Source organism: Streptomyces griseus subsp. griseus (assembly GCF_003610995.1).
In the GTDB taxonomy this organism is placed as follows: Bacteria; Actinomycetota; Actinomycetes; order Streptomycetales; family Streptomycetaceae; genus Streptomyces.
This window is the reverse complement of record NZ_CP032543.1, coordinates 47,417-61,469: the sequence shown is the minus strand read 5'-3', so window position 1 is coordinate 61,469 and position 14,053 is coordinate 47,417. Positions and strand designations below refer to the sequence as shown.

Annotated in this window: 13 protein-coding genes and 4 pseudogenes; 10 read left to right on the top strand and 7 right to left on the bottom strand. The window is 68.5% G+C overall.

Features of this window, described 5'->3' with window-relative positions:
- Nucleotides 1-55 precede the first annotated feature (55 nt).
- Complete coding sequence (locus D6270_RS00305; protein WP_225976733.1) at nucleotides 56-550, top strand: MerR family transcriptional regulator; 495 nt, start codon at nucleotides 56-58, stop codon at nucleotides 548-550.
- Nucleotides 551-626: 76 nt separating this feature from the next.
- The gene (locus D6270_RS00300; RefSeq protein WP_109167790.1) at nucleotides 627-959 is read left to right on the top strand and encodes an NIPSNAP family protein; all 333 of its coding nucleotides are present in this window, start codon (nucleotides 627-629) and stop codon (nucleotides 957-959) included.
- Between the two features lie 620 nt (nucleotides 960-1,579).
- Here D6270_RS00300 and D6270_RS32645 read toward each other — a convergent pair.
- Together D6270_RS32645 and D6270_RS00285 are read right to left on the bottom strand one after the other, a co-directional pair.
- Nucleotides 1,580-2,027 (bottom strand): annotated as a pseudogene (locus D6270_RS32645) (GNAT family N-acetyltransferase).
- A 55-nt stretch (nucleotides 2,028-2,082) separates the two neighbouring features.
- Nucleotides 2,083-3,330 carry a serine hydrolase domain-containing protein gene (locus tag D6270_RS00285; RefSeq protein WP_109167791.1) on the bottom strand — a complete coding sequence of 416 codons (1,248 nt, stop codon included), beginning with the start codon at nucleotides 3,328-3,330 and terminating at the stop codon, nucleotides 2,083-2,085.
- A gap of 455 nt (nucleotides 3,331-3,785) precedes the next feature.
- Between D6270_RS00285 and D6270_RS00280 the strand changes: the two genes are divergently transcribed.
- From D6270_RS00280 to D6270_RS00265, 4 genes are all read left to right on the top strand, one after another.
- Nucleotides 3,786-4,721 carry an ArsR/SmtB family transcription factor gene (locus D6270_RS00280; RefSeq protein ID WP_158650461.1) on the top strand — a complete coding sequence of 312 codons (936 nt, stop codon included), beginning with the start codon at nucleotides 3,786-3,788 and terminating at the stop codon, nucleotides 4,719-4,721.
- Nucleotides 4,722-4,839: 118 nt separating this feature from the next.
- Nucleotides 4,840-5,328: a hypothetical protein gene (locus D6270_RS00275; RefSeq protein WP_109167793.1), complete on the top strand. Its 489-nt coding sequence runs from the start codon at nucleotides 4,840-4,842 to the stop codon at nucleotides 5,326-5,328.
- Nucleotides 5,329-5,370: 42 nt separating this feature from the next.
- Nucleotides 5,371-5,748: a hypothetical protein gene (locus D6270_RS00270; protein WP_109167794.1), complete on the top strand. Its 378-nt coding sequence runs from the start codon at nucleotides 5,371-5,373 to the stop codon at nucleotides 5,746-5,748.
- Complete coding sequence (locus D6270_RS00265; RefSeq protein WP_385107863.1) at nucleotides 5,745-6,890, top strand: hypothetical protein; 1,146 nt, start codon at nucleotides 5,745-5,747, stop codon at nucleotides 6,888-6,890. The genes D6270_RS00270 and D6270_RS00265 overlap by 4 nt, the downstream gene beginning before the upstream one ends.
- Before the next feature lie 27 nt (nucleotides 6,891-6,917).
- Here the strand turns inward: D6270_RS00265 and D6270_RS00260 are convergent, their stop codons facing one another.
- The 3 genes and pseudogenes from D6270_RS00260 to D6270_RS00250 form a co-directional block, all read right to left on the bottom strand.
- Nucleotides 6,918-8,453 carry a protein kinase domain-containing protein gene (locus tag D6270_RS00260; RefSeq protein WP_109167796.1) on the bottom strand — a complete coding sequence of 512 codons (1,536 nt, stop codon included), beginning with the start codon at nucleotides 8,451-8,453 and terminating at the stop codon, nucleotides 6,918-6,920.
- On the bottom strand, nucleotides 8,450-9,232 hold the full coding sequence (locus tag D6270_RS00255; protein WP_109167797.1) for a serine/threonine protein kinase: 783 nt from the start codon (nucleotides 9,230-9,232) through the stop codon (nucleotides 8,450-8,452). The genes D6270_RS00260 and D6270_RS00255 overlap by 4 nt, the downstream gene beginning before the upstream one ends.
- A gap of 483 nt (nucleotides 9,233-9,715) precedes the next feature.
- Nucleotides 9,716-10,148, bottom strand: a pseudogene (locus tag D6270_RS00250) (helicase-related protein); the annotation flags it as partial.
- Between D6270_RS00250 and D6270_RS00245 the strand changes: the two are divergent.
- The 3 genes and pseudogenes from D6270_RS00245 (at nucleotide 10,120) to D6270_RS00235 (ending at nucleotide 11,969) form a co-directional block, all read left to right on the top strand.
- Nucleotides 10,120-10,479: pseudogene (locus tag D6270_RS00245) on the top strand (barnase inhibitor). The pseudogenes D6270_RS00250 and D6270_RS00245 overlap by 29 nt on opposite strands.
- Nucleotides 10,480-10,824: 345 nt before the next feature.
- Nucleotides 10,825-11,475, top strand: a complete 651-nt coding sequence (locus tag D6270_RS00240; RefSeq protein ID WP_225976732.1) for a class I SAM-dependent methyltransferase — start codon at nucleotides 10,825-10,827, stop codon at nucleotides 11,473-11,475.
- Nucleotides 11,476-11,552: 77 nt separating this feature from the next.
- Nucleotides 11,553-11,969: a DUF5958 family protein gene (locus tag D6270_RS00235; protein WP_109167798.1), complete on the top strand. Its 417-nt coding sequence runs from the start codon at nucleotides 11,553-11,555 to the stop codon at nucleotides 11,967-11,969.
- Between the two features lie 530 nt (nucleotides 11,970-12,499).
- Here the strand turns inward: D6270_RS00235 and D6270_RS00225 are convergent.
- Nucleotides 12,500-12,754 (bottom strand): hypothetical protein, encoded by a 255-nt coding sequence (locus tag D6270_RS00225; RefSeq protein ID WP_109167799.1) that lies wholly within the window; start codon nucleotides 12,752-12,754, stop codon nucleotides 12,500-12,502.
- Nucleotides 12,755-12,980: 226 nt separating this feature from the next.
- On the opposite strand from D6270_RS00225, the pseudogene D6270_RS00220 reads away from it, so the two are divergent.
- Nucleotides 12,981-13,307, top strand: a pseudogene (locus D6270_RS00220) (transposase); the annotation flags it as partial.
- Here D6270_RS00220 and D6270_RS00215 read toward each other — a convergent pair.
- Nucleotides 13,295-13,924 carry a phosphotransferase gene (locus tag D6270_RS00215; RefSeq protein WP_225976731.1) on the bottom strand — a complete coding sequence of 210 codons (630 nt, stop codon included), beginning with the start codon at nucleotides 13,922-13,924 and terminating at the stop codon, nucleotides 13,295-13,297. The pseudogene D6270_RS00220 and the gene D6270_RS00215 overlap by 13 nt on opposite strands.
- Nucleotides 13,925-14,053: the final 129 nt, after the last annotated feature.

Genomic DNA, 14,053 nt, shown 5'->3' with positions numbered 1-14,053 from the left:
CCCGCCCGACCGGCGTACCTGACGGAACCAACCGATGGGAGGCTAGAGTTTTCCTATGCGTTCCACTGCTTCGAATGCCCCATCCGGAGATGGCGCTGTGGCGCCTCCAACGGCCCTCTGGCCGTGCGGTAGCAGGTCGGCGCACGGTTTCAAATCGGACTCCGAGCCAGGTCTCGAGTGGGACTCCGATTCGGACCCCGTGTCCCTGTCGATCGGTGAACTGGCTCACCGGTGCCAAGTGAGCACGCGGTCACTGCGGTACTACGAGGAGCAAGGTCTCCTGCTCCCGTCGCGCAATGCCGTGGGGCACCGCAGGTACCAGGCCAAAGACGCTGACTGCGTCGGGTTTATCCAGCGTCTGTACGGCGCGGGCCTGCCGAGCGACCTGATCCGTACGGTGGTGCAGGAGTGGAAACTCCCCGACTCCGCACCCCGGGTCGAGGCTCTGCTGCGTACGCGGCACGCCGAACTCTCACATGAAGTGGAGGAACTGCGTTCGAAGCTGACGGGGCTGGAAGCCGTACTGAACGCGGTGACCGGCAACAAGTGACTTGACCTTCACGCCAGTGTGAACGTCTACCTTCCTGGTGAATGCCTCGACAGCTCCCCTCGGGAATGGCAGACAGATGAGCAGCTACATGCTGGCGCAGCTCCAACTCAAGTACGGTTTCGCGAATCTGGCGCGCTACGAAGCCGCCATGGTGACTATCCGTGAACTCTTCGAAGCGCAAGGCATCTCGCTGGTTGCGGGCACGGTGACGCAGGTCGGACCGCTGTACGAGGCATTCAACCTGTGGGAGATCGAGGACCAGGGCCACCTGGAGCGCGCGCTCAATGCCATGACACTCAGCGATCCTCGCACCCTGGTGGCGATGGGCGAGCTGGATGCCACGGTAGAGAACGAACAGACGCGTTTTCTCGGCTCGCTCGCGTTCGCGGGGAACGCGAACGGTACGTGAGCCTTCAGGCCGGTCTGCTCCTCAGCTTGTTCTTGATCTACTGAGCTCTTTCCAAGCTGGCCGCGACGACCGCGAGTTGGTCGGGCCTGCGCAACGGGGAAGCTCCTCCTGGACGGGTTCTCGACCAAGATCACCCGTGTCTGCCAGGAGCTTCGCGTGCTTGTCTGCCCGTCGGCGATTGATCTGTCCAGCCGCACTCTGCGATTCCTGACCGGGCGACTGAAGGCCAGGCGGCAGGAGACCGCGACGCGTTGGCGGTGTCTTCCCGTCTCGCGACAGGCCTTGCTCGCCTTGGGGCCTGACGGAATGATCTTCGAGGTGGCCGGATCACTCCGGGACTGATGATCCGAAGGCGTGGGTGGCTCGGCAGAAGCCGCAGGATGCCGACGCCGAGTCGAGGGCGGTGTCAGGGGCTCCCCGACGGGATGACGCCCTGCTGGCCGGGCCGCCCGGACGTGGTCCTGTGCGACCCCAGCCGCGGCTCGGACACATGCCGGCGACTCGTTAGGGCCCTCGGCGTGAAGCCGCTGAGCCTCCGTCGCGACACCGAGCGCGGCTCCGGCCCGGGCACTCGCCTGTCGGAGACGGCCCGTGTCATTGCGCCGGACGGCTCAGACACGTCAGCGGTCCTCGTCGAGCACCAGCATGATGTGCTCGTTCTCGCCGTGCCAGACCGTCTCGGTGCGCCGGAAGCCGTGCCTCTTCAGCAGGCGCGCGGAGCCGGTGTTCCCGAGGAAGGGGTCGGCGTACAGAGGGCGGGTCTTCTCCTGCTCCAGGAAGAGCCCGAGCGCCCGTGTGCCGACCCCCTTGCCCGTGCTGCCGGCCGAACCAGTAGCCGATGAAGCGCCGGCCCTCGTCCCACCACGCCACAGAGTTGCCCGCCAGCTCCCCGTCGACCGTGACCGCCTGTACGAAGTCAGTCGGGTCCGCGAGGACCCTGGTCTTTCAGTGAGTCATGAAGGCATCCCGCTCCCTGAGCGGGAGCTTCGACCGCCACCCGGCCTCCGGGTCGTGTTCCTGCGTCAAGAACACTTCCAAGTCGTCCACTTCGACGTCCCTCAAACGCACCTGTTCGCTCCGGCCTCGGAGTCTGCCACCCGTCACCGACAATCCCGGGTCGGCCTCAGCGGCGTTCGGGCAGGTCCGGTTCGGCGGGCACCGTGAACGGCTCGGTCTCAGCGGACATCGTGGTCGTCGCGGTACGCTTCTTGCCGCAGAAAGCGGCCTCAAGCGTTCCGCCGAGCGCCGTGTTGGCGGACCCCTTGTTCGAGGTGTTGGCCATCGCGGAGAGGCTGCGCCGGCCGTCGCGGGTCGCGAAGGCATAGGTGTAGTACCCCTGCACCGTGCCGGTGTGGCCGTAGATCTGCGTACCGCAGGACAGATCGTAACGGCGCAGCCCGAGGCCGTAGAAGCGCGTGTCCGTGGCGTCGGTCGGAGTGACGGTGGTCATGGCCTTCAGCGTCTTCGGGGCCAGCAGCCTGCCCCGCATCAGCGCGGTCATGAAGGTGTTGAGGTCAGCCGGGCTGGAGATCACCGCTCCGGCCGACTGCGCCCAGGAGACGGTCTGTTCGGTGGAGTCCACCAGGGGCCCGCCCGCCTGGTCCGGGTGCAGATAGCCGCGTACGCGGAGCCCGGCGATCCGGACGTCGGGGTGCACGTACGAGGTGTCACGCAGCCCCAGCGGCTGGATGATGCGGTGCTGGTACTCCTTGACGACCGGCTTTCCGGTGATCTTCTCGATCAGCATGCCGACGACCACGAAATTGGTGTTGGAGTACGCGTACGACACCCCTGGTTCGGTGGTGCGGGGTTCGCTCAGCGAGAGGTCGACCAGTTCCCGGTAGCCGAAAACCCGGTTACGCACGGCCTCGAAGCCGGGCACGGTGTGCTCGAACATCGTGTCGGTGTAGTCGGCCAGTCCACTGCGGTGAGTCAGCAGGTGCCGCACGGTGATCCGGTCGTCGGGCAGCAGCCCGGGAAGGTACCGGTTCACCGGGGCGTCGAGCTCCAGTCTGCCTTCCTGTGCGAGTTGGAGCAGGACCACACTGGAGAAGGTCTTGCTCACGCTTCCGATGCGGAAGCGTGCGCGGATGTCCATGGCTGCGCCCGAAGCCCGGGCCCGCACTCCGACGGTGCGGGCCTCAACGCCCGAGTGGCCGGTGAACCGGGCCATCGCTCCCGGAGCGCCCTGTGCCATGGCGTCGTTCAGCGCCGCGACGACGCCCTCCATGTCGGGGGCGGTGGCGGTCGGGCGCGGTGCGGCAGAACCTGCGGGGGCGGCGTGGGCGTTCGCGGCAGGGGCGACCCCCGCTGCGAGGACCGCGATCAGGGCGGTGCCCACGGCGAGACGGCGGCGGTTGTTCATCGTCATGTCAGGTCCTTGAGTCGATGAGGCGGAGGGGGGAGCGGTTCGCCGTATCAGGGGCACTGCCGGATCCGCTGCTTCCACACGTCCGGACGGCTGACGTTCAGGTAACGGTCGGTGACCGAAGCCGCTGCGACCCGCCGCTCGCGTCCACGGACCCTCGCCTGCACTGCATCGAGAGATCCGGTGATGTTTCCCCTGGTGCGCGAGGTGCGGGGGCCCGGCTTCAGGCACGGCCGTCGAGCCGCCCCTTTGCCTCGCGGTCGGTTACATTCTGTTCACCGCCGACGGCGCGGCCCAGCATTTCGAGGAACTTCAAAGCATGTTCCGGCCGGCCGCTTCGCCGCGGCTCTCAGGAACCTCTGCCGGGACATGTGCGTCCCAAGAGGTGCTCGTCGTCAACGGGAGTGTTCATGGGCCGGTTCTCCGAGTTGTCTCTGGGGCCGTTGGAGACAGCGCCGGTGTCCGTCGTGGCGCAGCCCGGCGTCACCCTGATGTCGCTCGTCGCGGATGCGCTGGGCGGTCGCTCCCAAGGGGTGCTCCCCGCCTGGCGGCGTCTGCTGCGCTCTGCGGTGCCCGAGGGCGCGGAGGCGGTGCTGCGGCCGTTGTTCGCCCGGGAGTACTCGATGGTTCCCGACTGCCTCACGCCGACGGCACCGCTGTGGGAGACCGATCTCCGCGTCCAGCTGGAACGGCTGGCTGACGTCCCGCCCTCACAGCTGTCGCAGGAGCTGGAAACGGACTTCGGGGGGACGGTCCCTGGGCAGTGGCAGTCGGTCGTCGACCGGCCGAAGGCTTTCATCCACGCGTACGCGGCCCTCCTCACAACCATGTGGGAAGCCTTCGGACCCATCTGGGCGCGTGCCGGTTCCCTGCTCGACCAGGAGACCGAGCGTGTGGGGGTGGCCGTCGTCAGCAACGCCCTGCCGAGCGTCCTCGCCGGGCTCGGCCCGAAGATCCGTTTCGCCGGGGAGACGCTGTACGTGCCGGATCCGCACCCTGAGAGGTTCGAGCGAGGCGCCCGCCGCGTGGTTCTGGTGCCGATCGTGTCGGGCTACGGCGCCTCCGTCTTCAGTTTCGACCGGTCCGACGTCGTGTGGTTCGGCTATCCCGTCCCCGGCCTGAACACGCTGTGGACCACCCGGGAGACCACTGTCGAAAAGGACCGGCTCAAGCTCGTGGTCGGCGCGCTCAGGGCCAAGATCCTACGAGAGCTGGTGAGCCCGCGCACCATGGGCTCCCTGGCCGCCGCATCCGACTGCACTCCGGCGACCGTGACCTACCACTGCGGCCATCTCCAGGCGGCCGGGCTCATCACCCGGGAGCGACTAGGGCAGCACGTGGTGGCGAGGCGCACGGCCTCGGGCGAGGCGCTGGTCACGTTGCTGTCGGGGTGAGCCCCGGCCGCCACCCTGACATCCGTCAGGACCGTCGGCCGGATCTCCTTCCTATCGTCGTCCTCCAGGCCCGGCGGTGCTGCGGGCCACCCTCCACCGACAGGAAGGGACGGCTCTCATGCGCCCGTTCCGCACGACTCTCGCCACGGCCGCCGCCTTGACCGCAGTCACCGCAGGCGTCCTCGTCGCGCACCCGGTACAGCCCGCCCACGCCTCGGCCTCCGACTGCGAAAGCGGTGCACGCGGTTTCCGTGACCACCCTGACAACGCCGAGGGCGACACCGACAAGCCCGCCGACTTCAGCCTCGGCAGTGTCCGCATCACGCTGGAGAAAGGCTCCTACGTCGGCCAGCAGATCGCCTTCGGGAAGATCAGCGGCCAGACCCGGCCCGGCGACAACGTCTGGATGGACTGGCGTGCCGACGGCTGGGACCGCGATCAGAACGCCATGTCCCCCTGGCTGCAGTGCGGGCCCTTCACCGTCCGCTCGGCCGGGCAGAGCCTGACCACACCGTTCCGCCGCACCAGCACCGACCCGCAGTACCAGTTCCGTGTCTGCGGCTCACTGAAGTCCGACGGCGTGATCCGCTGCTCCGGCTGGTGGTAGAGCCAGCCCGCAGTCCCCGCCCCCGGCATTCACTCGAGAGGTATGACCGTGCGCAGAATCCTGCGCGGCGCCGCCGCGCTCGCCTTCACCGCCACCGCCGTTCTGACCGGAGCCGCCCAGGCCCAGGCAGAGGGCGGCACCTGGGACGGCTGTCCCTACGGCGCCGTCTGCATCTACCCGGAGAACGTGACTCCGGTCAACAACCCGCACCCCAGCCACATCTTCTACTCCTACGGCTTCCACCGCGTCTACAACCAGTTCGGCAACCACTGGGTCTTCAACAACCAGTACGACGGCGCCGTCGCAGAGCTGTGCAGGTCCGTCAACACGGACTGCACTGAATCCATCCCCTCGCAGCAGGGCTGGTACGTCGACATGACACCGATCAACTCGCTCCACCTCAGGGAGCACTACCAGTGAGGCACCATCGTCTTGCCGCCGTGTCCGCCGCGCTGCTGCTGACAGGCGGCGCGGCGGGCTCCGCGACTGCCGCCGCCCCGGCGGGACCGGCCCGTCCCGCCGCTGCGTCCGCCGAGGTGCCCGCCGGTGTCAGCGCCGGCGTCGCCGTCTTCGACCGGCAGACCGGCGCCTTCACCGAGCAGCTCAACACGAGCACCCGCTTCCGCTCCGCGTCGGTCGTCAAGGTGCTGCTCGCGCTGGACCACCTCTGGGGCCTTGACCACGCCGTGCCGGACTCCGACCGGGTCTGGCTGGAGCCGATGCTGCGCGCCAGCGACGACGGCGCGGCCAGCGCCTACTGGTCAGACCGCGGTGGTGCGGCGATCATCACGCGCATGGTCGACCGCCTCGGCCTTAGAGACACGGCGCCGCCGCCCGGCGGGTACGAGGGCTACTGGGGCTACACGGCGCTCTCCGCGCGCGACACGGTGACGATCTACCGATACCTCCTGGACTCGGCGCCCTCTCCCGTGCGCGACTTCGTGCTGGGCAACCTGCGCCAGTCCACGCGCTGTGCCACGGACGGTTTCGACCAGCACTTCGGCATCGCCGGGGCCTTCGAGAAACCCTGGGCGGTGAAACAGGGCTGGTCGGGATCCTCGTACGAGAAGGGAACCTGCGGCACGCCGCGCACCGCTGCAAAGGCACGTACCAGGAGCGCGGGACCGGCCGCCGCCACGGACGTGGATCTGGCCCGGCCGGCGTTGCACAGCACCGGCACCGTCGGCGTCGGTGACCGGTCCATCGTGGCCGTGTTCACGCTCCATCCCGTCGGCACGCCGTACGGGAAGGCGTACACGGACATCGGCCGGCTGGCCCGTTCCCTGAACGTTCCCGGAGCCTCGCGGCCTGCGGGGTGGCGGTACGGCACGTGGAGCGATCATGTGAACGTCCGCCCCGGTCCTGGTACGGGGAACGCCCTGATCACCCAACTTCCCTCGGGAGTGGAGGTGTTGGTGGGATGCCAGGCCAGGGGCGAGGTGGTGAACGTACCGCCCTACACCAACGAGTGGTGGGCGTACCTGCCCCAGTACGACGGCTGGATCTCCAACATCTACGTCAACTCACCGGGCAACAAGATGCCGGATGTCAAGGACTGCTGAACAGCCCCGCGCGACGGCTCCGCCGCCTCACCGCTGATAGTCGGCGAGGTGGCGGAGCACTGTGTCGACGTGGGGCCGCACCTGTTCGGGGACGCCGCCCTCCGTGATGACGGTGCGGTCGCTCGTGCGGTAACCGGCCGCCATCAGAGCGGGCAGGTCCTCCACGGGCATGCCTGCCCTCTTGAACTGCTGGTCGAGCCAGCACACGTACAGCGACATCGTGGCGATCGCGTCCGGCGGCGACCGGTAGTCCTTGTCGCCGTCACCGTCTCCGTCGACCGCCCACGCTCGGAACACCGAGGGCGTCCACATGGCGATGCCGTACTCCTCGCTCGCCGGGCGCTCCGCGTCCACGTCGAACCCGCTCTCCGCCTTGAGCATGGCGGCGAGAAACACGGGCGTGACCTCCGCGTCGGTACAGCGCTGAGCGGCCTTCACGATGATCGGCCGCAGAGCCTCGGGCACGTCGGAGTCCGCCGGGATGCCCCCGGCGACCGGGCTGCCCGCCTCGGTGACGGCCGCTGGCGCGCCCCGCCCCCGGTCCTCGTCCTCCTCTTCGCCGCCCCCGAGCAGCGCGGCCCCCGCGATGACGGCAGCCGGCACCGTCGCCAGCAGCACGGCGACCGGCAGCAGGCGACGCCGACGACGCGGGCTCGCCAGCCGCTCGATGCGGGCGGACACGCTCGCGGCGGTATGCCGCAGGCGGCCGGAGTGATCGGGCACCAGACAGTCCCCGATGAGCCGGCGCCAGCGCTCATCGATCCCGGCGTCCAGACGCAGGGGCGCGGTACTGCGGGCGTAGGCCTGCGAGGCGAGCGCGCGTGCACGGGCGGTGGCGCCGGGAAACGGGTGGAGCCCACCGGTGAGCACCTGATGGGCCAGGACGCCGAAGGCCCAGATGTCGGCGGTCGGCCGCACCATCGTCCCGTTCGTCCCGGCGCGCTGGGACCACCACTCGGGCGGCACGTGGTCGAGCGTGCCGAGCGGCGGAACGTAGGCGTGGGTGCCGTCCAGTTCGGTGGCGAGGCCGAAGTCGGCGAGCCAGACCGCTCCGTCCCCGCCCAGCAGCACGTTGGCGGGTTTGAGGTCGCCATGCACCCAGCCGGCGCCGTGCATATGGGCGAGTCCGGCGGCGACGCCGCGCAGGATCCGCACGGCGTCCGGGACCGGACGGCCCGTCGCGGCGGCGTCCAGCACCTGCCGCAGACTTGCCTCGGCCCGTTCCATGACGAGCGCCATGGCGCCGTCCAGCTCCGGCAGGTCCGGCGCGTCCACGGTGCACACCGCGTGCGTCCGTACGAGATGGGGGTGGTCCGCCTCGGTGCTGAACCGCACCTCGCGCGCGATCAGTTCACCGAGCGCGGCACGCTGACCGGGTGCCAGCGCGCCGGTCGGCAGCACCTTCACCGCCACGACGGCACCGTCGGCGACCGCGTGGGCCGCATACACGGTCCCCCAGCCGCCCGACCCGATGACGGCGTCCACCTGCCAGTCTCCGACACGGAAACCGGAGGGCAGACGCGGCGTCCGGACGGCGCCGCCCTCGGCGCCCGAGGACGTCATGCGCCGCTCTCCTGCGGTACGGGCCGCCTACGGGACGGCAACAGGGCGAGGTGCTCCTCGCGCACCAGGCCGAAGCGCAGGGCGAGGGCGACCAGTCGAGCGCGCTTGACACCGGTGCGGCTGTTGCCGTCGTCGCCGAGGTCCAGGCGCAGCTTGGCGAAGGCGAGATAGTCGATGTGGTAGTTCACCGTGGAACGGTTCAGTCCACGACAGCTCTCCAGCGGACGAAGCCGCTCCGCGATGTCCCCCGCGCCCGGCAGCACACTGTCCGAGGGGTCGCGCAGCCGCGGCTCGCACAAGGCCACCAGCACCAGGAAGTACTTGGCCGTGGCATCGAGGGCATAGGGGTGCACGGTGAGTTCACCGGCGCCGGGCGAGGACTGCTCGTCCAGATAGGCGTGCTGCGGGGCGAAGACCTTGAAGTCGACGCTCCCGCCCAGCGCGGGCAGGACGACTCTGGAGAACTCGAAGGGCACCGGCGCTCCGATCCGTCCTGGCGCAACGGTGAGGTACTCCCCGGCCCCCTCCAGATTCTCGACCACGTACGCGACGTCACGGCTGAAGTTCGACAGCCGCCAGTAGTCCTCGGCCGCCTCCAGCCGTCCCGCCCGCCGGGAGATTCCGGGGTCGGGCAGGACGATGGGCACCGTCCGGCTGCCGGGCGTCCCTCGCCCGAAATCGGCCACGTCCCCCGGCCCCATGTGCAACAACTCGGGCTCGCCGACGCCGTCTTCGCCCGGCCGGGACGGAGCGGGCAGCTGCACGATGATCGTTTCCATACCGTCTTCCCTCCGACGCTGTCGCCAGAACTCGAGAGGCTCCTTGAGGGTTCCCGGCCCGGTGCCTCCGCACAAGGCGGGGCACGTCCCCTCGATGGCCGTCGCCGTTTCCTGGTTCCTCCCGTCCTGCCCTGCGCAGTCGGCGCCGGGACGGCGGCAACGCAACCTCCGCCATGGCGCGCCGACTTCCGCCGGAGAGCCGCGCACCTGGCATTGCCATCGACGCCAGGGGCTGTGCACAGGCCGGCTCCAGGCGTGAGCGCACGAAGCGCGACCATAAGGACGATCGGCCGGTCCTCTCGGTTCCCTGCGATGCGATGAGCCACGGCCACGCGTCCTGACCCCGTCGCCGTACCGAGTTCGGCGGTGGTCCGGGCGGCGAGATACGGCTGGACTGCCGCGCGTACGGGCGGCGAAGACTTCGCCGCCTCGCTGCGGTGAAACGGCCCCGTGCGGACGCCTACGGCTGGCGCGCGCAGTTGGTCACGGCCGGTTCCCGTCCTCCGCCAGCACCTCGTCCGCGTCCGCGATCCGGTACGCGTACCCCTGCTCGGCCAGGAAGCACTGGAGGTGGGCGGCGAGTCCTGGTTGATGGTGTCGCGGGTGACGACGGAGTAGAAGCGGGCCTCGTGGCCGTCGGCCTTGGGGCGCAGGACGCGGCCGAGGCGCTGGGCCTCCTCTTGGCGGGAGCCGAAGGTGCCGGAGACCTGGATGGAGACGGTGGCTTCGGGCAGGTCGATGGAGAAGTTGGCGACCTCGGAGACGACGAGGACGTTCAGTTCGCCGGCACGGAAGGTGTCGAAGAGCTTCTCGCGCTGGGCGTTGCTGGTCCCACCCTTGATGACGGGGGGCGTCGAGGGTGGGCACCGAGTTCGTCGAGCTGGTCGATGTACTGGCCGATGACGAGGGTCTGCTGGCGGGTCATCGGTGAAGCGATCAACGGTTCCGGGGGCTACTTCGGTCGAAGCCTCGGCGTCTTCGCTGACTGCCTCAGCGGTGGCTTCGGAGCGCCCGACGACGATGACTAGGTGGTTGAGTGGCGCGACGACCAGGAGTCTCGCCAGCATCTCGGTTATCCGGAGACAGCTCGCCAGCTTGAGATCCGGTTGTCGCGCTGTCACCCCGCGAACCGCCCCGCTGTAGGCGCCGAGCTTGTTGGCGCAAGAGATGGACGCGGATCCACGGTCTTTGATTGGCTGGTCGAGATCTTCGACGATCGCGCCCCTGGCGTCCTGCGACTCCAGTGACCGGTCACGAGGACGCCTTGTTCAGCACGCGGGGGAGGTGGGCGTGCATGTGTTCCATCACGACTTCGCGTCCGAGTTCCATGAGCCTGTGACCAGCAATTTCTGTGAGAGCGCAGGCCCTTTTCCGGACTGAAGGACGGCCGCGCGAAAGGCCTGCGGCGTAGGTTGGGCGAGTGACGACTACCGCACCGCAAGAGGCATTTCTGCAGGCGTTCCACGCCGAGTACCCGGCAGTGACCGCAGAGGCGTTAGGTCGTGGCCGTGCTCCAGACGGCCGGTCCAGCTACGAGATCTTGTGCGATCAGATAGCTGGAAGCACGCGCGTGCTGGACCTTGGCTGCGGCGATGGGCTTACTGCTTGAGTTGCTGGCCCGAAGGGCCGGGAGACAACTCGCGGGAGTGGACCTGTCCTCGCACTCTCTGGCGCTGGCACGACGTCGACCGGCGCTTTCCGAGGCTAAGCTGGAAGAGGGCCGAGCTCAGGAACTTCCTTTCGCTGACGACAGCTTCGACGCCTGCGTCTCCCACATGGCGCTGATGCTGATGAGTGAGATCGAACAAGTCGCAGCTGAGGTTGCCCGGGTGCTGTCTCCCGGAGGGGTTCTGGCATGCGTGGTGGGAGGCGGGGCCGTAGGCGGCGAGGTTTATGAAGGGTTCCTCACGCTGTTGCGGCGCACGATTGAGGAGACGCCGGCCTCGCAGCGCATCCCGGCGTTGGGGGACAAAAGGACACGCAGTCGCGAGGGGCTCGATGAAGTCCTCGGACCAGCAGGCTTCGCGGCGGTGGGCTGGGAGACCGTTTCTATCGATCTGAGCGGACCAGTGGAGGAGGTATGGGCTGCGGTTTCCAGCCTTTATGATCTTGACCCGCTCGATCGCGCGACTGTGGAGCGGTTGCGTAAGGCCTTCTTTACCGAGGTGAGGGATATGACGACGTCAGATGGGCACGTCCCCTGCGCCTTCAAGATCTGCCTCGCCACGGCGCGACTGCGTTAGTACTGCAGTCATACTTCGCAATCTGGTTCGATGGCCTTCAGGGGCTATGCGCCTCAGCCGGATCGCGGAGTTGGCGGATGGACGAGCGCCCGGTCATGTTGAACGAGCTCGTGCAGGGCCTGCGCCCAATCGGGCAGGGTGTCGAGTGGTTCGAAGCCCTGCCCGGTCAGGACCAGTTCGAGGTCCTTCGGGATCTGGGTGGACATTGCATCCAGGCGCGGGCGACGGTGGAGGACGGGCCCGAGAGCGTGCGGATAGCCGGTATCCGGCCGACCCACATGCTGGCGGTGTTGATCACGCGCGGGCAGTTGGCCGGGCAGCTGACAAAGATCATCAATCTGCCGCAGGACGAGCGCGTGAAGGCGTTTCGGCTGCTGGTCGCGCTGCTGGGGGTGGCGGACAAGCGCCGCCGCGAGCGATTCTGCGCAGACGGATGCACCCATGCCGGACACCAGTGGGCGGCAGGGGCCGATACGAAAGCGGCCACCGCGTGATCATCAGAGGTTGTGTGGACTTCTGAAGATGGTGCTATGGCCGCGGGCCATAGCGAAGGCCCTGCCCGCTGGCGGGGGATGTTCGACCAGGCGATGGCCCGCATCGCGGGCCGGTTCCGCCGAATGTAACCGAGGTCGACGGCAAGGGCGTTCGTCCTCGGGCTGCTGTCCGGTGTAGAACGGAAGAACTGCTGGCAGCTGGCCGAGCAGGCAGGCCATGACCGCCCCGGTGCGATGCAGGTTGCTTCGAAGCGCACGCTTGGATGCCGACGAGGTGCGCGACGAGGTCCGGTCCTACGTGCTGGACCACCTCGGCGCTGATGGCGTGCTGATCCTGGACGAGACGGGTTCCTGAAGAAGGGCCTGCGTTCGGCGGGCGTGCAGCGGCAGTTGTCCGCGTACACGTGGACGTACCCAACTGTGTACGGGTGAACGTGCTCAGCTGGTGATGTGCTGAGGCCAGTGCCTCGCCCGGCGACACCTGACCCACGAGACGGCACCGATCGGCGATCGGTGCCGTCTCGTGCCGACTACACCTCGTTGAAGCCACGCGACGGGTCGTAGATGTCGAGTTCGATGAAGACCACGTAGAAGCTCGTTACGACGTACTGGACCATGACGTGGTCCTCCCAGACCGAGCGGGTCACTGTATCGGTCGTAAAGGTGAGATGGCTGCCAGCGCCCTCTGGCTCGGCTGCGATCCTGCCGACCAGACGCAGGAACGTTTCTCGATCTTCTGCCGGCATGTAGTCACGGAACCGCGCAACATGCTCGGTGAACTGCACTCGTCTCTTCATCAAGGCAGGACTCTATGGGCACGGTCAACGCCCGCGCCGGGCCTGCAGGCCTGCGGGCCAGCTCAGGCGGCAGCTTCCTTGAAGTCCGAGACAAGGTCAGCCCCCCCCAGGGGGTGGTCGGCAGCCGACGCACGTGCACTGAGCGCCGTCATGGGCGAGCTCCAACTGAGCACGTTCATCTGTACTTCGGTGAGCACATTCGCAAGTACGCCGACAGCAGTACACCGGCACTGCCGGTCGGATCGAGAATGCCCAGGTCGGCGTCTTCCTCGCCTACGCATCGCCGAGAGGAGGGGCACTGATCGACCGTCGGCTCTACCTCCCGGAGCGCACCTGGTGCCGTGATCCCGATCGCCGGTCGGGCTCCGGGGTCCCTGAGCAGGTGGAGTTCGCCACCAAGCCCCGCCTGGCACTGCAGATGATCGAAGCGGCCCTGGATGCCGGGTACTCCTCCTCGTGGGTGACCGGCGACGAGGTCTACGGCCAGGACCTACAGCTTCGCTCCGTCCTGGAGGCATGCGGGATCGGCTACGTCCTGGCGGCCGCCTGCAGGGGCCTTGGTACGGGTGGCACCGGCGTGCCGGTGAGCTGTTCCACGCGCCGGACGAGGTACGGAGTGAGCCCGGGATGCCCGCCGCGTTCGGACACCTGCAGCAGCTGGGCCAAGGCCACCAGTTCACCGTCCCGCCCCTCCTCGGTGTGGAGGACGTCGAGGAACACGGCTCTGATCCGTGCCGCGGTCGCGGGCACCGGGAGGCTGTACGCGTGAAACAAGCCGATGTCGAAGCCGGTCGGCATCCGGCCCCAACCCTCCCAATCAACGATCACCAAGGGCGGCGGAAGAAGGTTCCCCACGTGGAGATCCCCGTGCCCGGTGGTCCAGGAGGTCACCTGGATCGGGGGGATGCCCAGCAGCCGGTCGAAGTGCCGGTCGATCCACTGCTGGCGCACCGCTCGCCGACTGGTGGGCACGGTGGCGGTCGCGGTGAGCGCCGCGCGCAGATCGGCCCACCAGGAAGCGGGCAGATCGAGGTCCTGATTCAGGACGGGGCCGCCGGACTGAAGGGCGGGCCGGGCCAGGTACTCGGACAGTTCGGCGCGGTAGCGGTGCGCGGGGCCCGTCCACTCCAGAAGGTCGTGGACTCGAGGGCGCGGCACGGAACGGGGGAGGAGGGTGTCGGCGCGTACGGTTCCGTCCCAGGTGATGCCCAGGGGCCTGTCGAGCGGGGCGCTGACCACCCGCAGCCACCGGTCCTGATCAGCTCGGCGGCTGAGAGTACGCCCTTT